3 protein-coding genes (2 of these 3 running past the window's edge) are annotated in these 22,678 nt (G+C 75.4%); all 3 read right to left on the bottom strand.

Features of this window, described 5'->3' with window-relative positions:
- Tightly spaced (each overlapping or abutting the next), the 3 genes in view from ACLJPL_RS26155 to ACLJPL_RS26165 form a layout consistent with a single transcriptional unit that may run on beyond the window.
- Window positions 1-681: the 5' end (the start) of an amino acid adenylation domain-containing protein gene (locus ACLJPL_RS26155; RefSeq protein WP_411083388.1), read on the bottom strand. It extends 15,018 nt beyond the left edge of the window; only the first 681 of its 15,699 coding nucleotides appear in the window; its start codon is at window positions 679-681; the stop codon falls past the left edge of the window.
- The gene (locus ACLJPL_RS26160) at window positions 678-16,790 is read right to left on the bottom strand and encodes an amino acid adenylation domain-containing protein (RefSeq protein ID WP_411083389.1); all 16,113 of its coding nucleotides are present in this window, start codon (window positions 16,788-16,790) and stop codon (window positions 678-680) included. Before ACLJPL_RS26160 ends, ACLJPL_RS26155 begins: the two co-directional genes overlap by 4 nt.
- A protein-coding gene (locus ACLJPL_RS26165) for an amino acid adenylation domain-containing protein (protein WP_411083390.1) crosses the window boundary here: on the bottom strand, window positions 16,787-22,678 show its 3' portion. It continues 12,267 nt past the right edge of the window; 5,892 of the gene's 18,159 nt are visible here — the last part of the coding sequence; its start codon lies beyond the right edge, outside the window — the gene reads right to left on this strand; the stop codon is at window positions 16,787-16,789. The genes ACLJPL_RS26160 and ACLJPL_RS26165 overlap by 4 nt, the downstream gene beginning before the upstream one ends.

Consider the following 22,678-nt stretch of genomic DNA (forward strand, 5'->3'; position numbering starts at 1 on the left):
TGCCGGTTCGGCCTGCGGCTGCCGCCCGTCCAGCGCCGGGGCGATCACGGTGGGCCCGTCGAGACCGGCCAGCGCCTCGCTCCAGGCGCGCTCGTCGGCCACCTGGTCCTGGGCGGCGGCCCAGGCCAGGTAGTCGCGGTAGGGGCGGACCTCGGGCAGGGCGGCGGGCGAGGCGTCGGCCGCGTACAGGGCGAACAGCTCCTGGACCACGCGGGCGGTGGACCAGCCGTCCAGCAGCAGGTGGTGGTGGGTGAGGAGCAGCCGGTGCCGGCCGGCCGCCAGGCGGAGCACGGTGAAGCGGATCAGCGGCGGCCGCGCGAGGTCGAAGCGGGTGTGCCGGTCGGCGTCGGTGAGCCGCCGCACCCGGCGCTCCTGCTCGGCCGCCTCCAGGCCGGACAGGTCGGTCTCCTGCCAGGGGATGCGCACGGTGTGCGGGATGACGGTGACGGGGTCGCCGTTGCGCCGGGTCCGGAAGGCGGCCTTGAGGTTGGTGTGGCGGTTCAGGAGCGCGTCGGCGGCGCGGCGCAGCCGGGGCGGGTCGAGCGGTCCGGTCAGGTCCAGGGCCAGCTGCACGGTGTACACGTCCAGCGCGCTCTCGTCGTACGACGAGAGGAAGTAGAGCCCCTGTTGGAGCGGGGACAGCGGGAGTATGTCCTGCAGTCCCGAGGGTGCGCCGGTCACGTGGTCCTCCACTCGTCTTCGAACTCGTCGATTTCGTCCTGGCTCAGCGACAGCAGGCCGAGGTCGGACGGGGTGTGTCCGGCCGCCTGGGTGCGGGCGGCGGACACCAGGGTTTCCAGGGCGGTGCGCCACCACCGGTCGAGCACGGCGATCTCCTCGTCGCTCACGAGCCGGCTCGCGTGGTGCCAGCTCACCGAGAGCTCGGTGCCCGAGGGGCGGCGCAGGGCGGTGATGTCGAGGTCCAGCGCCGTCCGGACGCCCAGTGCCGGGGGCTCGCGCCAGACGGCGGGCGACTCGGGGCTGGGGGTCCAGGGTTCGGGTGCGGCGGCTTCGGCCTCGCCCACGTCGTAGCGGCCGAGGTAGTTGAAGCCGGTCAGGGGTTCCGGGCGGGCGGCGAGGGCCGCCGCGGATTCGGTTTCCAGGTACCGGAGTTGGCCGAAGCCGATGCCGTGGTCCGGTACGGCGCGCAATTGCTCCTTGATCTGCTTGAGCAGCCGGCCCGCCGCCTGCGGGTCCGCGATCGTGGTGTCGGGTCCGGCGTCCCGCAGCCGGACCCGCAGGGGGTACTGGCTGGTGAACCAGCCGACCGTGCGGGCGGGGGCGGCGACCCCGGGCAGGGCGGCGTCCCTGCCGTGCCCTTCGAGGAGGACGAGGGTGCTGCCGGTGGAGCGCCAGCGGCTGTGGGCGAGGACGAAGGCCGTGAGCAGGACGTCCTGTTCACCGCAGTGGAAGGCTTCGGTGACCTCGCTGAGGACCGGGCCGGCCAGGGCGGCGGGCACGGTGGTGGTGAACCGGTGGACGGTGTCCGGGGTGTCGGTGGCGGGGTCCGGTGTGCGCCCGTACGGGGAGGGGTCGGCCGGATCACCCAACGTATCAGCCCAGTAGGCGAGTTCGGGGCGTCGATCGGCGGCCGTGCCGGTCAGGGCGTGGGACCAGTTGCGGAAGGAGACCTCGACCGGGGGCAGCGGGGCCACCGGGTCGGCGCAGAGCTGGGCGAGGTCGGGGAGGAGGATCCGCCAGGACACCGCGTCGACGACCAGGTGGTGGGCGATCAGCAGCAGCCGCCCGCTCCCGGATCCCAGGTCGAACCAGACCGCGCGGAGCATCCGGCCGCCGTGCGGGTCGAGCCGGCCGGTGGCGGTGCGGGACGCTTCGGTGATGGCCTCCGCGAGCGCCTCGGCCTTCTCCGGATCCGGGCGGAGGCAGTGCAGGGCGTCGGCGTCGAGGGCGGGGTCCTCGGGGACGTGGAGCGCCCACTCGTCGGCCGTCGTGTCCAGCCGGGCGGCCAGGACGGGGTGGTGGGCGAGGAGGAGGGCCAGGGCGTGGCGCAGCCTCTCGGCCGTGAGGCCGGGCGGTGTGGTCACCAGGATGGACTGGCTGTAGGTGCGGTGGTCGCCGCCGCGCCGGCGCAGGGCGTGCATGACGGGGGTGAGCGGCACGGTCCCCGCGCCCGGGTCGTGGACGGAGACCGTCGTCTCCTCCCGCCGGGCGGTCCGGGCCAGGGCGGAGACGGTGCGCTGTTCGAAGACGTCGCGCGGGCTGATCACGAGTCCGCGCCGCCGCGCCGCGCTGACCAGCACGATGGAGGAGATGCTGTCGCCGCCCAGGCTGAAGAAGCTGTCGTGCCGTCCGACAGCGGTCACCTTGAGCACGTCCGCGAAGAGTTCGCCGACGACCCGCTCGGTCGCGTCCGTGAGCGGTCCGGCGCCGGAGGGCCGTGCGGACGCCGGTGCGGGCAGGGCGGACCGGTCGAGCTTGCCGCTCACGGTCAGCGGGAAGCGGTCCAGCACCACGACGTCGGAGGGGACCAGGGCGGCGGGGAGCAGCCGGGCGAGGTGCGCGATCAGGTCGGCGGGGAGCAGCCGGGCGGTGCGGGCGCCGGTGTCCGGGGCGGCGGGGAGTCCTCGCGCGGTGCGCGTGCCCGGGTCGGCGGGGAGGGCATCGGCGGGGCCGGTGTCGTCCTGCGTGGTGACGTAGCCGACCAGCCGCGCCGCGCCGGGCTGATCCTCGCGGACGACGACGACCGCGTCCCGTACGCCGGGATGGCCGAGCAGGGCGGTCCGTACCTCCTCCGGCTCGATCCGTACGCCGCGCAGTTTGACCTGGTCGTCGGTGCGGCGCAGGTACTCCAGCTCACCGCGCCGGTTCCAGCGGGCCAGGTCGCCGGTGCGGTAGAGCCGCTCCCCCGGGCCGCCGAACGGGTCGGCGACGAAGCGCTCGGCGCTCTGCCCGCTCCTGCCGAGGTAGCCCAGGGCCAACTGCACGCCTCCCAGGTAGAGCTCCCCGCTCACGCCGGGCGGTACGGGGCGCAGGCGCGCGTCCAGGACGTAGGCGCGGGTGCCGGCCCCGGGAGTGCCGAGCGGCACGAGCGGCTGTTCGCCGGGGACGGCGATGCGGGCGGTGACGTCGACGGCGGCCTCGGTGGGCCCGTACTGGTTCACGACGGGTGCGGTGAAGACCTCCGCGCAGCGGCGCACGAGGGCGTCGGTGAGCGCTTCGCCGCCGCTGAAGACCCACCGGAGCGATGTGCAGTGGGCGGCCTCCGGTTCGGCGGCGAACAGGGCGAGCAGGGACGGCACGAAGTGGGCCGCGTGGACCTGGTGTTCGCGAATGATCCGGGCCAGGTACGCGGGGTCGCGGTGGCCGTCCGGGCCCGCGAGGACGACCGTGGCTCCGGCGAGCAGCGGTCCGGTCAACTCCCAGACCGATACGTCGAATCCGGGGGACGCCTTGGCGAGCATCCGGTCGCCCGGGCCGAGAGGGAAGCGCCGCTGGGTCCAGGCGAGCCGGTTGGCCAGCGCTCCGTGCGGCACGACGACGGCCTTGGGGCGGCCGGTGGAACCCGAGGTGTGCAGGATGTACGCGGGTTGCGCGGGGTGAGGGACGGCGGGCTCGAACGGGGCGGGCGCGCCCTGGCCTTCGAGGTCCCGGCCGCCGGAGCGCGGGCCGCCGGTTCGCAGGTCGCCGGAGCGCGGGTCGTCGGATTGCAGGTCGCCGGAGCGCGGGTCGCCGGATTGCGGGTCGCCGAGCACTCGGCCTCCGGTGTCTGCCGCTTGGGCCCCCCGGCCCTCCGCGTCCGGGGCGTCGACCAGCAGTACGGGGCAGCCGAGACCGGTGGGCAGCAGGGCTCGGTGGGCCGTGTCGGTGAGGAGCAGCGGCGGCGGGTTGTCGGAGAGCATGCCGGTGATGCGCTGTGCGGGATGGGCCGGATCCAGGGGGAGGTACGCGCCTCCGGCCTGGAACACGGCGTGGGCCGCGATGACCAGTTCCGTCGAGCGGGGCAGCAGGACGGCGACGGGTTCGCCGTGCCGCACTCCGTGGCTCCGCATCCGTAGGGCGAGCGCCTGCGCCCGGGCCAGCAGTTCGCCGTAGGCGAGGGTGCGGGGTCCGTCGATCACGGCGGGGGCATCAGGGGTGAGGGCCGCCCGGGTGGCGAACTCCCCGGCGATCGTGGGCGCTTGTACCGGCTCCTCTGCGCGGTTCCACTCGGTGACCAGCCGGTGGTGCTCGTCGTCGGTGAGCAGGCGGCAGGTGGAGGCTGGGTGGTCGGGGCGCTCCGCGAAGGCGGTCAGGACCCGCTCGTACCAGCCTGCGAGCCGCCGGACGGTCTGCTCGTCGAAGAGTCCGGTGCGGTAGGTGATGCCGCCGTTGAGGGCGCCGTCCGCGCCGGGTTCCTGGACGAGGGTGAAGGTGAGATCGAACTTGGCGGTACGGGTGTGCACCGCCAGCGGTTCGCTTCCCAGTCCGGCGAGTTCGGGGCCGGTCGTGGTCCACGTCTGGTAGTTGATCATCACTTGGAACAACGGGTGCCGTTCCAGGGAGCGTTCGAGGTCCAGCAGGTCCACCAGCCGCTCGAAGGGGAGGTCCGCGTGGTCGAGCGCGGCCAGTGTGGTGTCCCGGGCGCGCGCCACGAGTTCGGCGGGGGTCGGGTCGCCGCCGAGGTCCGTGCGCAGCACGAGGGTGTTGACGAAGAAGCCGACCAGGTCATGGACGGAGGCGTCGTCGCGGCCGGCGACGAGCGTGCCGATCGGCACGTCGTCGGTGTCTCCGACGCGGTGCAGCAGGACGGCGAGCGCCGCATGGGCGACCATGAACGGCGTCGCGCCGGTCCGCGAGGCCAGCCGTCGCAGCCCGCGCGTCACTTCCTGCGACAACCCGAAGGTGACGACCCCGCCGTCGTGGCCCGTGTCCGGTCGGCGCGGGCGGTCCAGCGGGAGCGCGGTCTCCGCCGGGAGCCCGGCCAACTCGTCCTTCCAGTAGCGGATCTGGCGGCCGATCTCGCTGTCCTCGTCGCTCTCGGCCCCCAGCAGTTCCCGCTGCCGCAGGGTGTGGTCGGCGTACTGGAGCGGCAGCGGAGCCCATCGCGGGGCCCGGTCGCCGGTGCGGGCGGCGAGGGCGGTGGCCAGGTCGTCCAGGAGGGGGCGTACGGACCATTCGTCGCCGGCGATGTGGTGCAGCACCAGGAGCAGCACGTCCTGGCGCTCCCCTTGGCCGCACGGAGTCACCATGTCGGGGCGCTTCCCTTCCCCGTACGGAGTCACCACGTCGGGGCGCTTCCCTTCCCCGTACGGAGTCACCACGTCGTGACGGCCCCCTTCGCCGTGCGGCGTCACCCGGAACACGGCGGCGCGCAGCGGGGTCTCGGCTTCCAGCGCGAAGGGCCGGGTGGCGGTCTCGGAGAGGGCGGCGTCGAGCTCCGGCGCGGCCACGTCGCGGACGGTCAGCGGTACGGGGGCGTCGCCCGGTGTGAGGATGTGCTGCACGGCGCGGCCCTCGCGTTCGGGGAAGACCGTGCGCAGCACCTCGTGGCGTGCGGCGAGGTCCGCGAGGGCGTGGCGCAGCGCCTCGGTGTCCAGGCGGCCGGTGAGGCGCAGGGCGATGGGCACGTTGTACGCGGCGGTGGGCTCGTCGTCGAGGCGGTGGAGGAACCAGAGGCGTTGCTGGGCGGCGGAGAGGGGCGGTTCGGCGGGTCGCGGGCCCCTGGCTGCCGCGACCGGGGGGCGGGCGGGCCGCCGGGCGTCCCGGAGCAGGGCCGCGGTGGCCGCGGGGGTCCGGGCGGTGAACAGGTCGCCCACGCTGAGGTCGGCTCCCAGGGCCGTCCGTACCCGGCCGGCCAGGCTCATCGCGGACAGCGAGTGCCCGCCGTGCTCGAAGAAGTCGTCGTACGGGCCGAGTTCGGGCAGATGCAGGACGTCGGCGAAGATGCGGCAGAGCAGTTCGGTGCGCTGGTCGACCGGCTCCTGTCCGCTCCGGGTCCGGGTGGAGGCGGCGGGCCCGGGCGCGGGCAGGGCCTTGCGGTCGACCTTGCCGTTCTCGGTGAGCGGGAGCGCCTCGACGCTCAGGAGGACGGCGGGGAGCTGGTACGCGGGGAGGACGGCGGCGAGCCGGTCGCGCAGGGCCGAGAGGTCCGGGGATCCACCCGACCCGGTCTCCGGTACGACGTAGCCGACGAGCGCCGGGCCGCCCGGCAGGTCCGTGCGCAGGACGACGGCCGCGCGGGAGACGCCCTCCTGGGCGAGCAGGGCGGCTTCGCTCTCGCCGGGCTCGACCCGGTGCCCGCGCAGCTTGATCTGGTCGTCGGTGCGGCTGAGGAAGTCCAGGCCCCCGTCCGGGCGGACGCGCACCAGGTCGCCGGTGCGGTACAACCGCTCCCCCGGCGCTCCGTACGGATCGGCGACGAACCGTTCGGCGGTGAGCCGGGGCCGCCGGTGGTAGCCGCGGGCGAGGCCCGCGCCCCCGACGTACAGCTCGCCCGGCACTCCGGGCAGGACGGGCCGCAACGCGGTGTCCAGCACCCGGGCGGTCATGCCGTCCAGGGGGCGTCCGATCGGGAGCGGGCCGTCGTCGGGCGCGCCCGGGTCCACCGCGTGGGCGGTGGCGAACGTGGTGGTCTCGGTCGGCCCGTAGCCGTTGACGATGCGCAGGTGGGGTGCCGTGGCCAGTGCGGCGGCCACGGCGGCCGGCGAGACGACGTCGCCGCCGGTCCACACCTCGCGCAGCGCGGTGAGGGTCTCCGGCGCGTCCTGGGCCAGCAGGGCGAACAGCCCGGACGTGAACCAGGCGGCGTCCACTCCCCCGCCCCGCTCGGCGTCGCGGGCCAGCAGCTCGCGCCAGCGGGCCGGGTCCAGCGGTTCGTCCGGGGCGAGGACCAGTTCGCCGCCACGCAGCAGGGTGCCCCACATCTCGTGGGTGGCCGCGTCGAAGGAGTGCGGCGAGTGGACCAGCACCCGGCGGTGGGCGTCACCGGCGAACCGGCTGTCGGCGGCGAGGGCGAGGACGGCGCTCTCGGGGACGCCGACGCCCTTGGGCTCCCCGGTGGAGCCGGAGGTGTACATGACGTACGCCAGCCGGTCCGGCGCGGGCCCGGCGGGCGGTGCGCAGCGCTCGTTCCCCGACCCGGCCCCGGGCTCGGCGGCGGGCGGGTGCAGGACCGGCAGCCGCCCGTACGGGGCGGTGTCCGTGCCGGGGCCGCAGACCAGCGCGACCGCGCCCGACGCGCCGAGCACCGCGCGGATGCGGTCGGCGGGCCAGTCGGGGTGCAGCGGCAGGTAGGCCGCTCCGGTCCAGGACACGGCGAGTTCGGCGATCACCAGGTCGTGGGAGCGGGGCAGCAGGATGCCGACGACGGCCTCCGGTCCGGCGCCGGATTCCCGCAGCAGCTCCGCGAACCGGCCTGCCCGCGCCGCGAGTTCGCCGTACCTCAGCGTCCTTCCGCCGCCGAGGGTGCGTACGGCGACGGCGTCCGGTTCCACGGCGGCGACGGCTGCCACCACGGCAGCGCAGCCCAGGGTCTCGGCGGGGGCGGCAGGCGTCTCGACGTCGGCGGCCGGCACGGCCCGTCCCGTCACCCCGGTGGCCGTCTCCGGGGCGATGTCCACCCGACCGGCGAGCGTCTGCGGCCGGTGGGCGAGGTGGTCCAGGGCGCGGGTGAGCAGCCTCAGGACGCGTTGCGCCGCGTCGGCGTCGTACAGGTCGGGGCGGTGCTTGAGGACCAGCCGCAGCCGGCCGCCCTGGAGGGTGATCGCGAGCGTCAGCGGATAGTGGGTGGCGTCCCGGCCGCCGACCCCGCGCACATCGAGTCCGGCGGCGCGTTCGCTGCCGGTGAGGGCTTCGTCGTCGAAGGGGTAGTTCTCGAAGACGGTCATCGTGTCCAGCAGGGCCGGCAGGGACAACAGGCGCTGGATGTCCGCCAGTCCGAGGTGCTGATGGTCGAGCAGGGCGACCTGGCGGGCGTGCAGATCGGTGACGGTCTCCCCGATCGGAAGGTCCGGCCGGATCCGTACGCGGGTGGGCAGGGTGTTGACGAACAGCCCCAGCATCCCTTCCACACCGTCGAGTTCGGCGGGCCGGCCGGATACCGCGCTGCCGAACACCACGTCGTCCCGGCCGGTGAGGCGGGCCAGGACGAGTCCCCAGCCCGCCTGGACGACGGTGTTCAGGGTGGTGCCCTCCGCCCGTGCGTACCGCTGGAGCGCCGAGGTGAGGTCGGCGTCGAGTACGGTCCCGGTCTCCTCGGGGATCAGGGCTGTGGGCGGCGCGGCGGCGGAGGCGGGAGCCGTCAGGGTGGGTTCCGTCGTCCCGGCCAGGGCACCGCGCCAGGCGGCTTCGGCGGACGGGCGGTCGCGGGTGGCGAGCCAGTGAGCGTAGTCGGCGAACGGGCGGCGCTGGACCGGCTGTCGGCCGGCGTAGGCGTCGAAGAGGTCGGTGAGGAGCAGCGGGGCCGACCAGCCGTCGAGCAGCAGATGGTGGCTGGTGAACAGCAGCCGCCACTGGTCTTCGGAGGTACGGATCAGGGTGAAGCGCAGCAGCGGCGGGCGGTCCGGGTCGAAGGGCCGGGCGCGGTCATCGGCGACGAGGGCCGCCAGGTCGGCGGGGTGCTCCCGTAGGTCGTGCTCGGTCCACCGCGGAGCGGCTTCGGCACTCGTGTACTGGACCAGCCGGCCGGTGCCCAGCCGCCTAAATCCCGCGCGCAGGTTGGCGTGCCGGTCGACGACGGCCCGGGCCGCGCGGCGCAGTCGGGCGGGGTCGAGGGGGCCGGTGAGCTCCAACTCCAGCTGGACCACGTAGACATCGGGTCCGGTGACGTCCTCGGTCAGCGCGTGGTAGGCCAGACCGTGCTGGAGGGGCGTGAGGGGCAGTACGCCGTCGAGTGCGGGGTGGGCCGCTTCGAGCTCGGTGATCTCCTGCCGGCTCAGCGGCACGGCGAAGTCGCCGGGGCTGTGTCCGGCGAAGCCGGGTTCGCCGGTGCGCCGGACGAGTTCGCCCAGGGTGGCGGTGAACCGGTCGGCGAGCGTGCGGACGCGGTCGGGGCCGAGGAGATCGGCGGCGTACGTCCAGCGGACCGTGAGCACCGGTCCCCGCGGGCCGTCCAGGGTGGAGGCGTTGAGGTCCAGTACGTGTCCGCCCATGAGGACGGGCTGCGGGCCGGGGTGGACGGCGTCCGATTCCGGGGCGGGGCCCCAGTGCCCGCCGGGGGCCTCGGCGGTGAAGCGGCCCAGGTAGTTGAAGGCGATCTGGGCCCCGCTCGGCGCTTGCGCGTGCAAGGCCCCGTAGCCGGTTCCCCGGTTGGGGACGGCTCCGATCCGGTCCTTGACCTGCTTGACGTCCTGCCCGGGGGAACCGCTGCCGGGGTCCAGTCGTACGGGGTACTGCGTGGTGAACCAGCCCACCGTGCGCGAGAGGTCGGCTCCGGGGACCGCCTCCTCGTGGCGGCCGTGCGATTCCAGGTCGACCAGCAGCGGGGCGTCACCGCCGATCGCGTGGACGAGGGCCGCCAGGAGGAGTTCGTCGGGGCGGGCGTGGAAGGCTGCGGCGGTCGCGGCGAGCAGCGGTGCGGTGATCTCCGGGGCGAGTTCGGTGCGCAGCTCGCCGGGAGTGTGCCGGGCGGTCGCGGCGTCCGGGGCGGCCAGGGGCGCGGGCGGGTCCTGGAGCACGGCGGCCCAGTGGTCCCGCTCGTCGGCGAAGCGTTCGGGGTCCGCGTACAGCGCGTCCGCCCAGTGGGCGAAGGAGGTGCCGGGGCGGGGAGGGGGCGTACCGGTGGTGACGGCGTGGGCGAGGTCGGGCAGCAGCACCCGCCAGGACACCCCGTCGACGGCGAGGTGGTGCACGAGCAGCAGCAGCCGTCCGTCGCGGCCGGGGCCGCGCGAGAACCACACGGCCCGCAGCAACCTGCCGTGTTCCGGGTCGAGTTCACCGGCTGCGGCCCGGGAGTGCGCGTCGATGGCGTGCCGTAGCCCGGCCTCGTCCCCGGAGACCGGGACGACGGTGAGGAGGGAGGCCGGGTCCGGGGCGGTGTCGGCCGGTGTGAGGCACGGCTGCTCCGCGTCGGTGACGGCCGTCGCGCTCAGCAGGTCGTGGGTGTCCAGGAGGAGGCCGAGGGCGGTGCGCAGCCGCTCCGCCGTGAGCTCGGCCGGAACGGTGACCAGCATCGACTGGTGGAAGCCGGTCCAGTGCTCGGGGTTGCGGCGCAGCCAGTGCATGAGCGGGGTGAACAGGGCCGGCGCGGACGCGTCCGCCACCGGGTCAGCCCGGTCGGCCGGTGCGTCCGTGCGCGGGGCGGCCACCTCGGCCAGCGCACGCGGGGTGGGGCGCTCGAAGACCTGCCGGGCGCTCACGTCGAAGCCCGACTGCCGGGCACGGGAGACCAGTTGGATGGAGGAGATGCTGTCACCGCCGAGGGCGAAGAAGGAGTCGTCGCCGCCGGGCGGGCGCTCCAGCCGCAGGACGTCGGCGAAGAGGGCGGCGAGGGCGGCGGCGGCCCCCTCCAGGGGCGCGTCGTCGTCATCGGCCGACGAGGTCGCCGGGGCGGGCAGGGCCGTGCGGTCCACCTTGCCGGTGGGGCCGAGCGGAAGGGCGGGCAGCACGGTGACGGTCGCGGGGACGGCGTAGTCGGGGAGTCGGCGGGCGAGCGCCTCGCGCAGTTCCCGGGGGTCGAGGTCCGTGCCGGGCCGGGCGACGGCGTAGGCGGCGAGCAGTCTGCTGCCGGGCCGGTCCTCGCGGAGTGCGGCGGCGGCCTGGCGCACTCCCGGCAGGGCGGTGAGCGCGGACTCGATCTCGCCGAGCTCGATGCGGAAGCCGCGCAGCTTCACCTGGTGGTCGGCGCGCCCCAGGTATTCCAGCTCCCCGTCGCCGCGCCGCCGGGCCAGGTCGCCGGTGCGGTACATGCGGGAGCCGGGCGGCCCGTACGGGTTGGCGACGAAGCGTCCGGCGGTGAGCCCGGGGCGGCCCCAGTACCCCCGGGCGAGCCCGGACCCGGCGACGTACAACTCGCCTGGAGTGCCGGGCGGTACGGGACGCAGGGCCGCGTCCAGGACGTAGACGGCGGTCTCGACGACCGGGGTTCCGACCGGGACGGGCCCGCTGTCGTCGGCGCGCAGCCCGTCCGGGGCGCAGCGCCACAGGGTGGCGTCGACAGTGGTCTCGGTCGGGCCGTAGGAGTTGTACATCCGGGTGCGGCCGGCCCAGGTGCGTACGAGAGCGGGTGTGCACGCCTCTCCGGCGACGACGAGCGTGGCTCCGGGGGCGACCGCGTCCTCGGGGAGCGCGGCGAGGACGGCGGGCGGCACGGTGAGGTGGGTGACGCGGTGCTCGGTGAGGAAGCGGGCGAGGGGTTCGCCGAGGCGCTGTTCGGCGGGCACGATCTCCAGGGCCGCTCCGGTGAGCAGCGCCATCGCGATCTCCCACACGGAGGTGTCGAAGCTCAGCGAGGCGAACTGGAGGACGCGGGAGCCGGGGCCGGGGGCGAAGGCGTCGGTGAGCGTACGGGCGAGGGCGGGCAGTCCGGTGTGGGTGACGACCACGCCCTTGGGCCGGCCGGTCGAGCCGGAGGTGTAGATGACGTAGGCCGCCGCGTCGGGGCGCAGGGCGCGCCAGTGCCCGGGGTCGTCGGCGGACCGGGTGAGCAGCGAGCTGTCCAGCTCCAGGCGGGGCACGCCTCCGGGGGCGGGGGCTGCGGAGGCGGGTGTCCCGGTGGCCGTGAGGAGGAGGGCGGGGGCGGCGTCGGTGAGCATGTGGGCGATGCGTTCGGCCGGGTAGCCCGGGTCGACCGGGACGTAGACGGCTCCGGTCTTCGCCACCGCGAGCAGCGCGACGACGGCCTCGACGGTGCGGGGCAGCATCACCGCCACCCGGTCCCCGCCCCGTACGCCGTGGTCGGTGAGGGTGCGGGCCAGGGCGCTCGCGGCCGCGTCCAGGCCCCGGTAGTCCAGTTCGGTGCGCAGGCCCGTGGCGAGGGCGGGTCCGGCGAGCGCGGGGGCTGCGGGGTGTGCGGCGGCTTGGGCGGCGAAGAGTCCGGGGAGGGTGGCGCAGGCGTCGCCCCGGGGGACGGCGGCGTCCTCGGGGCCGCCGAGCAGCGCGGTCCGTTCGGCGGCGCTCAGGATCTCCAGGCGGTGCAGCGGTGCGGCGGGGTCGGTGACGGCCGCGGACAGCACCCGGACCAGGCGCTCGGCCAGAGCCCGGGCGGTGGCCGGTTCGAACAGGTCCTCGGCGTACTCCAGCACGCCTTCGATGCCGTCCGTGCCGTCGCGTTCGGCCAGGGTGAAGGTCAGGTCGAACTTGGCGGAGCGGCCGCGCGCCGGGACGGTCGTGGTGGTGAGGCCGGGCAGCCCGATCTCACCCGCCTGCCGGTTCTCGTACGCCAGCATCACCTGGAACAGCGGGTGGCGGGCGAGCGAGCGTTGCGGAGCAAGCGCGTCGACGAGGTGTTCGAAGGGGATGTCGGCGTGGGCGTAGGCGGCGAGGTCGCCCTCCCGGACCCGGCGCAGGAGGTCCCGGAAGGACGGGTCGCCGGACAGGTCGGTGCGCAGGACCAGGTTGTTCACGAAGAAGCCGACCAGGTCGTCGAGCGCGGTGTCGTGGCGTCCGGCGACGGGCGTGCCGATGACGATGTCGTGGCCGGAGCCGGTGCGGGCGAGGAGGGTCGCCAGGGCGGCGTGCGCGACCATGAACAGCGAGACCGACTCGGTACGGGCCAGGGTGCGCATCGCGGCGTGGACGTCGGCCGGGACGGTGAAGCCGATGAAGCCGCCCCGGTGGCTCGGGACCGCGGGGCGCGGGTGGTCGGCGGGCAGGGGCAGTTCGGCGGGCAGGTCGCCCAGGTGCTCGCGCCAGTGGGCGAGTTGGGCCGCGACGATGCCGCCGGAGAGCGGTGCGCCGTCGTCCCAGCCGAGGGTCTCGCGCTGCCAGAGGGTGAAGTCCGCGTACTGCACCGGCAGCGGCGGCCAGTCGGGGGCGCGGCCCTCGCGGCGGGCCGCGTAGGCGGTGGCGAGGTCGGTGAGGAGCGGCCGGGCCGACCACTGGTCGGCGGCGATGTGATGGACGACAAGCACGATCAGATGCTGGTCGGGGGCGAGTCGCAGCAGCCCCGCCCGCAGCGGCACGTCCCGCTCGACGTCGAAGGGCGTTCGGGTCATCTCCTCGGTGAACGAACGGAGTTCGTCGTCCTGGCCGGTGGATTCGACCACGGTGAGCAGAGGCGGGAGGTCGCTCGCCCCGACGATGTGCTGGCGCGGCCGCCCCTCGGTGGCGGGGAAGACGGTGCGCAGGCTCTCGTGCCGGGTCAGCACGTCGGTGAGGGCGGCGCGCAGGGCGGGGACGTCCAGCGGGCCGGTGAGGCGTGCGGCGAACGGGATGGCGTAGTCGGCGCTGACGCCGTGGAGCTGCTGGAGGAACCACAGCCGCTGCTGGGCCGGGGAGAGCGGCAGGGTGTCGGGGCGCGGTCGCGGGCGCAGGGGTGCGGGGGCGGCCTCGGCGTTCCGGGTGCGGCGGGCGAGCGCGGCGACGGTCCCGGCCTCGAAGACATCGCGTACCGACAGCCGTACGTCCAGGGCCGCACGGATCCGGGAGGCGAGCCGGGTGGCCAGCAGGGAGTGGCCGCCGAGGGCGAAGAAGTCGTCGTCGACGCCGACCTGTTCGCGTTCCAGGATCTGGGCGAAGAGGTGCGCGATGATCTCTTCCTGCGGCGTCGCCGGCGCGCGTCCCGAGGCGGTGGCCCCGTCCTCCGGTTCCGGCAGGGCGTTCCGGTCGAGCTTGCCGTTGCCGGTCAGCGGCCAGTGGTCGACGGCCATGACGGCGGCGGGTACGAGATAGTCGGGCAGCCGTGCGCGCAGGGCCTCGCGGAGCCGGGCCGGGTCGACCGGGTCGCCGCCGGCGGGGGTGACGTATCCGAGGAGCCTGGTGCCGCCGCCGGGGGCGGGGCGGGCCAGGACGACGGCGTCCGCGACCTCGTCGAGCGCGGCGAGGGCGGCCCGCGCCTCGCCCGGCTCCACCCGGAAGCCCCGGATCTGCACCTGCTCGTCGGCGCGGCCGAGGTAGTCGAGCTCCCCGTCCGCCGTCCAGCGCGCCAGGTCGCCGGTGCGGTACATCCGGGACCCGGGCCCGCCGTACGGGTCGGCGACGAAGCGGGTGGCGGTGAGGGCATGGAGTCCCAGGTAGCCGCGCGCCAGGCCGGGCCCCGCCACGTACAGCTCTCCTGTGGCGCCGGGGGCGACCGGGTGGAGGGCGGAGTCCAGAAGGCGTACGGCGAGGTCCTCCAGCGGCCGGCCGATGGGACTGCGCGCCCCGCCGTCCGCCCCTGCGGCCGGTGCGACGGGACTGCGCGGCCCGCCGTCCGCCCCTGCGGCCGGTGCGACGGGACTGCGCGGCCCGTCGTCCGCCCCTGCGGCCGGTGCTGCGTCCAGCACCCGGTGGGTGACGTGGACGGTCGTCTCGGTGATGCCGTACATGTTGACGAGTTCGGGGCCCTCGTCCCCGTACCGTCGCCACCACTCCCCCAGTCGCTCGGGATCCAGCGCCTCGCCGCCGAACACCACGGTGCGCAGCGCGAGTTCGTCGCCCTTCGGGTTCTCCGGCAGGGCGTCGGCGAGCTGGTGGAAGGCGGAGGGGGTCTGGTTGAGCACGGTGACGCGTTCGCGGCGCAGGAGGGCGGCGAACTCCTCGGGGGCGCGGGTCACGGCGCGCGGGACGATGACGAGCCGGCCGCCGTACAGCAGGGCGCCGAAGATCTCCCAGACGGAGAAGTCGAAGGCGTAGGAGTGGAAGAGCGTCCACACGTCGGCGGGTCCGAAGCCGAAGTCCTCGTCGGTGGCGTCCAGCAGGCGCAGGACGCTGCGGTGTTCGACGACCACGCCCTTGGGCCGGCCGGTGGAGCCGGAGGTGTGGATCACGTAGGCGGCGGCGTCGCGGGGGACGCGGGGCGCCGGACGCGGGGAAGGTTCCGGATCCGGTACCTCGTCCAGGGCGAGCCACCCCGCTCCGGGGCGGTCCGTCCTGCCGCCGATCGGGGGCATTTGGGCCCGGTGTTGGGTGGTGGTCAGGCCCACCACGGGCCGTGCGGTGCCCAGTTGGAGGGCGATCCGGTCGGCCGGGGCGTCGGTGGGCAGCGGCAGATAGGCGGCTCCGGTCTTCAACACCCCGAGGATCGCGGCGATCTGGCGGGTGGAGGGGTCCAGGGCGAGGGCGACCAGGGTGCCGGGGCGTGCTCCGTGCGCGTGCAGGAGGTGGGCGATCCGGTCGGATGCGGCGTCGAGTTCGCGATAGCTGGTACGCACGTCCGCGTCCGTCACGGCGATCGCGTCGGGGTCCAGGGCGACGGCGGCGGCGAACCGGCCCGGGATGCTCTCGTCGTCCCGCTCCTCCGGGGAGTCCCGCGCATCGGGCGAGTCCCCCTCCCCCGGGATGTCCCCCTCATCCGAAAAGTCCCGCTCCTCCGGGACCAGGGCTTCGCCGTCCTCCAGGACGCGGCGGCGGTCCGGTGCCGAGAGCAGGTCCACCGTGCCGACGGGGGCCTCGGGGTGGGTCGCCAGGGCCTCCAGGACGCGCACGTACGCCGTGCCGAGGGCGCGGGCCCGGCCGGCGGTGAGCAGGTCGGGGCGGTGGCGCAGGGCGATCCGGGGCTCGGGGCCGGGGTGGACGACGACGGTGACGGGATAGTGCGTGGCGTCCTCGCCGCGTACCGAGCGCACGGTGAGGCCACCCGCCGCCTGGGCCTCGGCGAGCCCCCGGCTGTCGACGCCGAAGTTCTCCACCACGAGCAGGGTGTCGAACAACTCGCTGTGCCCGGCGAGTTGCTGGATGCGCTGCAACCCCAGGTGCTCGTGCCCGAGGAGCTTCGTCCGGTCGGCGCGGAGGGCGGTCGCGACGTCGGAAAGCGGTGCGCGCGGCGGTGCGTGGACGACCACCGGAAGGGTGTTGATGAACAGTCCGATCATGGACTCCACGCCGTCGAGATCGGCCGGCCGGCCGGAGACGGTGGTCCCGAAGGCGATGTCCGACCGGCCGGTGAGACGGGCCAGCGTGATGCCCCAGGCGGCCTGGTGGACGGCGGCCACGGTGAGCCGGCGGGCCGCCGCGAACGCCGCCAGCCCTTCGGCGGTGGCGGCGGAGAGCCGCAGGTCCAGCTGGACGGGCGGTTCGGCCACGGAGCCGCCTGCGGGCGCGGGGACGAGCAGCGTGGGCCCGGTCAGCGGGGCCAGCGCCCGGGACCAGGCGGCTTCGGCGGCCGGGCGGTCCTGGGCGGCGAGCCAGGCCAGGAAGTCGCGGTAGGGCCGTACGGCCGGGAGCGTGGGCGCGGCGGGGGCCTTGGTGTGCTGGGCGTAGGCGGTGAAGAGTTCCTTGCCGAGCAGGGGCACGGACCAGCCGTCGAGGAGGATGTGGTGGGCGGTGAGGATGAGGGTGTGCTCCTGGTCGGCGTGGCGCAGGAGGGTGAGCCTCAGGAGCGGGGGCCGGGTGAGGTCGAAGCGGTGGGCGCGTTCCTCGTCGAGGACGCGCTGCTCCCGCGCCCGGCGCTGCCCGGGGTCCGCGTCGCGCAGGTCGAGTTCGCGCCAGGGCGCCTCGCCGTCGCGCGGGACGACCTGGACGGGCCGGTCCAGGCCCTCCTGGAGGAAGGCCGCCCGCAGGTGGGGGTGGCGGTCGAGCACCGTGTCCATCGCCCGGCGCAGGGCGGTGGCGTCGAGGTCGCCGTCGAGGCGGAAGACCAGACGCATGGTGTAGACGTCGATCCCCTCGGCCGTGCCGGAGCCGGAGCTCGCGCCGGAGAGGTCCGCGTGGAAGAGCAGGCCCTCTTGCAGGGGCGCCAGCGGAAGGATGTCTTCCAGGCCGTGGTCCACGCTCACCGGTTCCTCCATCGGGCTTCGAGCAGTGCGGTCTGTTCGGGGCTGAGGGGTGACAGCCCGTGGGCCGGCGCCTGGGCGGGCGCTTCGGCGGGTGGTGGCCCGGCGGTGGCGAGCGCGGTCAGCGCACGCTCCCAGCAGTCGGCGAGGGCGTGGGCCGTCCCGCCGTCGACGGCGGCCGGTGACCAGGTGATCCGGGTGTCCAGCAGCGGTCCGTCAGGGGTGTCGCGGGTGAGGGCGTTGATCTCCACGGCGTGGGCCATCGCGAGCGCGTCGTCGATCGCGCCGCCGAGTACGCCCGCCTCGGCCGCCGGGCTCCAGGGCGCTCCCGCGCCGCCGGGCGCTGTGGTGAACCGGCCCAGGTAGTTGAAGGCGATGGCGGGCGCCTCGGCTGCGGCCGGGCGGTTCGCCCGGTCCCCGGACGGGCCCTCGGCCGGATGCGGGTGGTGCAGCAGGCCGTATCCGATGCCGCTGTCGGGCAGCGTCCCCAGGTGGTCCCGGGTGCGGGCGAGGGTGTCGGCCGGGGGCTCGCCGGCCGTGGCCGCCAGGCGTACGGGGTAGAGGCTGGTGAACCAGCCCACGGTACGGGAGAGGTCGAGGCCGTCCTCGATCTGCTGCTCCCGGCCGTGGCCCTCCACATGGGCGGCGAAGTCCACGCCCTCGCGCCCGCTCCACTCCCGTACGGCACGGGCCAGCGCCGTGAGCAGCAGATCCTGGACCCGTGCGCCGTGGCGTTCGGCGGCCCCGGTGAGGAGGGCGCGGGTGTGGTCGCCGCTCAGGGTCCGGGTCAGATGGCGGGCTTCGGCGACCGTTCCCAGGTCCAGCCGCGTGTACGCCGCCGGGGCGGGGAGCCGGTCCGGAGCGGGCAGCCGGTCTGGGGCCGGGAGGCGGTCCGGAGCGGCCAGGACCTGCTGCCAGAGGGGGAGTTCGGCGGTGCGGCGGGCGGCCGCCCGTTCCAGGGCGAGCGACCATTCCCGGAAGGAGGTCGTCGGGTGCGGTAGTTGAGGGGCACGCCCTTCGGAGGCGTCGCTCCAGGCTTGGGCGAGGTCGTCGAGCAGGATGCGCCAGGAGACGCCGTCCACGGCCAGGTGGTGGATGACGAGCAGCAGCCTGCCGGGGGCCTCCCCGTTCCCCGCGTAGCTCCGGGCGCTCACCATGCGGCCCTCGGCCGGGGCGAGTCGGGCGGCGAGCTCGTCGACCTCGCGGGCCCAGAAGTCCGGGCCGGCCTGTGGGTCCCCCAACCCTTCGTCCAGCGGCGGCGGAGACTGCGCCGCGTCCGGCTCCGGGACGACGAAGGTCCCGGCCGCGAGGTCGATCCGGGCGCGCAGCACGGCGTGGTGGTCCAGTACCGCGCTCAGGACCTGGGCGGTGCGGGGGTGGTCGGCTCCCGGCGGCAGCGTGAGCAGCATCGACTGGCTGAACCGGCCGGTGGGGCCGGGGCGTTCAGCGAGCCAGCGCATGATGGGCGTGAGCGGCGCGGCACCGGTGGGCGAGGCCGCCGGAGCCGTCGCGGGGGCGGCGGGCACGGACGCCCGGCCGGAGACCAGCGCGGCGAGCGCCCGTACCGTCGTCTCCTCGAAGACCTCGCGCGGGGTGATGCGGAACCCGGCCGCCCGGGCCCGGGCCACGAGTTGCAGGGAGAGGATGCTGTCGCCGCCGAGGGTGAAGAAGTCGTCCTCGGCCCCCACGGAGGGCAGGGCGAGCAGGTCGGCGAAGAGGGCGGCGAGGGCCTCCTCGACGGGCCCTTCGGGGGCGGCCTGTCCGGTGGCTGCGCTGAAGTCGGGCGCGGGCAGGGCGTCGCGGTCGAGCTTGCCGTGCGCGGTCACCGGCAGCCCGGCGAGGGGCACGAAGGCGGCGGGCACCATATGGGCGGGCAGGGTCCCCGCCAGGGCCGTACGCAGGGCGGCGGGGTCGATAAAGCCACCCGGCTCCCGGCCCGTCGCGGTCCCCGGTCCGTTGTCCGCCGCGTCGCTGGGGACGACGCCCGTCGCGTCACTGAGGACGTCTCCCGCCGCGTCGCTGGAGGCTCCTACCGCATCGCCCGTCGCATGGCCGGAGGCGTCTCCCACCGCATCGCCCGGCCCGTGGTCCTTCGCAACGCCGCCCGCATCGCCGCCCGCCGGAACGACGTAGGCGACCAGCCTTCGAGGCCCGGCTGGGCCGTCCTGGCGGAGGATCACGGCGGCCGAGCGGATCTCCGGCAGTGCCTGAAGCGCGGCGACGATCTCGCCCGGCTCGACCCGGAAACCCCTGACCTTGACCTGGTCGTCGGCGCGGCCGTGGTAGCGCAGCGCCCCCTCCGCCGTACGGGAGACGAGGTCGCCGGTGCGGTACATCCGGCTGCCGGAAACGCCGCCGGCCTCGGCGATGAAGCGCTCGGCGGTCAGCCCCGGGCGGCCCAGGTAGCCCTGGGCGACGCCGGGCCCGGCGACGTACAGCTCCCCCGTCGCGCCGGGCGGGACCGGCCGGAGCAGGGCGTCCAGGACGTGGGTGCGGACGCCGTGCAGCGGGGTGCCGATGGGGGGTTCGGCTCCGGGGCGCAGGGGTGCGCTCATGGTGACGCAGGCGGTGGCCTCGGTGGGGCCGTAGGCGTTGACCATGCGGCGGCCGGGGGCCCAGCGGGCGGCCAGCGGGGCCGTGCACACCTCGCCGCCGACGATGAGAGTGCGCAGGCAGTCCAGACCTTCGGGTTCCAGTCCGGTGAGGGCGGTCGGCGGGATGAGGGCGTGGCTGATCCGGTGCCGGGCGATGGTCTCGCCGAGGAGTTCGCCGGCGAGCGGTCCGGGGTCGGGGATCACCAGGGCGGCTCCGGTGGCCAGGGCCATCAGCGTCTCCATGACGGAGGCGTCGAAGGATGGCGAGGCGAGTTGGAGCACCCGGCTGTCGTCGTCGATGCCGAGGCGTTCGGCCTGGGCCGTGGCGAGGGCGGCGAGTCCCCGGTGGGTGGTGACGACGCCCTTGGGGCGACCGGTGGAACCGGAGGTGAAGGTGAGGTAGGCGGGGTGGTCGGGGGTGACGGTGGTGTGCGGCGCGGAGGGTGCGCCGGTGTCCGCCTCCAGGGTCCCGCTCAGGGAACGGACGCCGGATTCCACCCCCGGCTCCCCGTCCGTGAGCAGCGCCGCCGGGTAGCGGTCGGCGAGGGCCCGGTGGGTGAGGGTCCCGGCCGGGCGGGCGTCCTGGAGCATGGCGGCGATGCGCTGTTCGGGGTAGTCGGGGTCGATGGGCAGGTGGGCGGCACCGGCTCGCTGGACGGCGAGCTGGGCGACGACCAGGTCGGCGGAGCGCGGCAGGACGACGGCGACCGACTGTCCCGGCCGGATTCCGGCAGCGCGCAGCCGGGCCGCCAAGTCCCCCGCCCGCAGGTCCAGTTCGGCGTACGTGAGTGTCTCGCCCGGTGCGTCCACGGCGACGGCGTCCGGCCGCCGGTCCCGCTGGGCGGCGAAGAGCTCGGCCCAGGTGCGGGCGGGGGGCGACGCCGGGCCTTCGCGGTGCGGGGCGAGAGCAGTGTGCTCGGCGGGGGTGAGGGGGTCCAGGGCTCCGACGCGGGTGTCCGGGGCGGTGACGAGCGTACGGAGCAGATGCTCGACACGTCCGGCGAGTTCGCGGGCCAGGTGCGGCGGGACCGCGCCGGGGCGGTGGGCCAGGCGCAGGGTGAGCCGCTCGCCGGGGACGGCGGCGAAGGTGACCGGGTAGTGGGTGGCGTCCCGGCCCCGGATCTCCGCCAGGCCGAGCCCGGTGGCGGCGGCGAGGGCGGGCACCCCGTCGGCCGGGTAGCTCTCCAGGGCGGTCAGGGTGTCGAAGAGGACGCCGTGACCGGCCGCCCGCTGGATCGCGGCGAGCCCGAGGTGCTGGTGCGGCAGCAGCGCGGCGAACTCGTCCTGGACCCGCTCCGCGAGGGCGGCGAGCGTCTCCTCGGGGCGCGGATTCACCCGTACCGGCACGGTGTTGACGAACAGGCCGATCATGTCCGGCGCGTCGGGCACGTCGGCGGGCCGGCCGGAGACCACCGTGCCGAAGACGACGTCACGCCGTCCGGTGTGGGCGCTCAGCACCAGGCCCCACACGGTCTGCGTGAGGGTGCTCAGGGTGAGCTCCCGTTCGCGGGCGAACGCGACGATCCTGCCGGTGAGTTCGGCGTCCAGCGACACCACGTGCTCGTCGGGGAGTTCCGGCTCGCCGGGATCGTCGGGCACGAGCCGGGTGGGCTCGGTGACACCGTCCAGGGCGCGGCTCCACGCCTCGGCGGCGCTGTCCGCGTCCTGCGCGTCGAGCCAGGACCGGTAGGGCGCGTAACGGGGCGCGGGGGGCAGCTCCAGGCCGGCGTAACCGTGGAGGAGTTCCCGTACGAGAAGCGGCAGGGACCAGCCGTCCAGGACGAGATGGTGTCCGGTGAGGACCAGTTCGGTGGTGGTGGAGCGCCGGATCAGGGTGGCGCGCAGCAACGGCGGGGCGGCCAGGTCGAAGCGGCGGCGGCGTTCGTCGTCGATGCGCCGTGCCGCGCGGCGCTCCTGCTCCCGGGGCTTGCGGCGGCGCAGGTCCAGCTCCTCCACCTCCGGTTCCCCACCGTCCCGTACGCGCTGGGTCCAGCCGTCGTCGCCGCCGGTGAACGCGGTGCGCAGGGGTGCGTGGCGGTGGACGACGGTGCGCAGGGCGGTGCGCAGCCGGTCGGTGTCGAGGGCGTCGGCCAGCCGGATGACGACCTGGACGTGGTAGACGTCCAGCGGCGCGGACCCCTCGCCCTGCCGGGAGCCTTCCGGGCCGTCGTGGGGCGCGAGACCGCCGTCGTGGGGCGAGAGGCCGTCGTACTGCGAGAGGAAGAGCAGTCCTTCCTGGAGCGGGGTGAGCCGTCCCGGGGCCCCGTCGTCCCGGGTACTCGGCGTCTCGTCGTCCGGGGCGCTCCGCGCGTCCTGCGGTCCGGTCGGCGCTGCGGCGGCCCGTTCAGCGACCTCCAGCAGGCCGCTGACCGTGCGTCGGCGGAAGACGTCCTGAGGGGTGAAGACGATCCCGGCCTTGCGGGCCGCGCCGACCAGTTGGATGGAGAGGATGCTGTCGCCGCCGAGGGCGAAGAAGCTGTCGTGCACGCCGACGTCCTCGGTCCGCAGGAGGTCCGCGAAGAGGGCGGCCAGCCGGCGTTCGTCCTCGGTGGCGGGGGCGGTCCGGTCGTCCGGTGAGGCGAGTTCGGGAGCGGGGAGCGCGGTGCGGTCGAGTTTGCCGTTGGCGGTGACCGGCAGCGCGGCCAGCGGCACCAGGGCGGTGGGGATGAGGTGGGCGGGCAGCCGGGCGGCGAGGTGGTCGTCCAGTCCGGCGGGCAGTGCGGGCGGAACAGGCGACGCGGGCGGTGCGGGTGGAGCGGGCGTTGCGGGCGACGCGACCGGAATGGGCGACGCGAGCGGAACGGGCCGTGCAGCCGCCATGGACCGCGCGGCGGGGCCACCGGCCCGGGGATCACCGGCCCGAGGACGGGAGTCGCCGGCCCCCGCGTGCGGAACGACATAGCCGATGAGGTGCGTCGCCCCGGTCGCCTGATCCTCCCGCACGACCACCGCGCTGTGGCTGATCGCCGGGTGGGCGTCCAACACCGCCTGGATCTCCCCGGGTTCGACGCGCTGTCCGCGCAGCTTGATCTGGTCGTCCGCGCGCCCGAGGTGCTCGAGCACTCCGTCCGGCCGCAGCCGGGCCAGGTCTCCGGTGCGGTAGAGGCGGCTGCCGGGCGGTCCGTAGGGGTGGGCGACGAAGCGTTCGGCGGTCAGCGCGGCGCGGCCGTGGTAGCCGTGCGCGAGCTGGGCTCCCGCGAGGTACAGCTCCCCCGCCGCGCCGGGCGGCGACGGGCGCAGCCGGTCGTCCAGGACGAGCGTCGCGGTGTTCCACACGGGTACGCCGATCGGGATGCG

This window comes from Streptomyces sp. cmx-18-6 (genome assembly GCF_046548915.1).
Classification (GTDB): domain Bacteria; phylum Actinomycetota; class Actinomycetes; order Streptomycetales; family Streptomycetaceae; genus Streptomyces.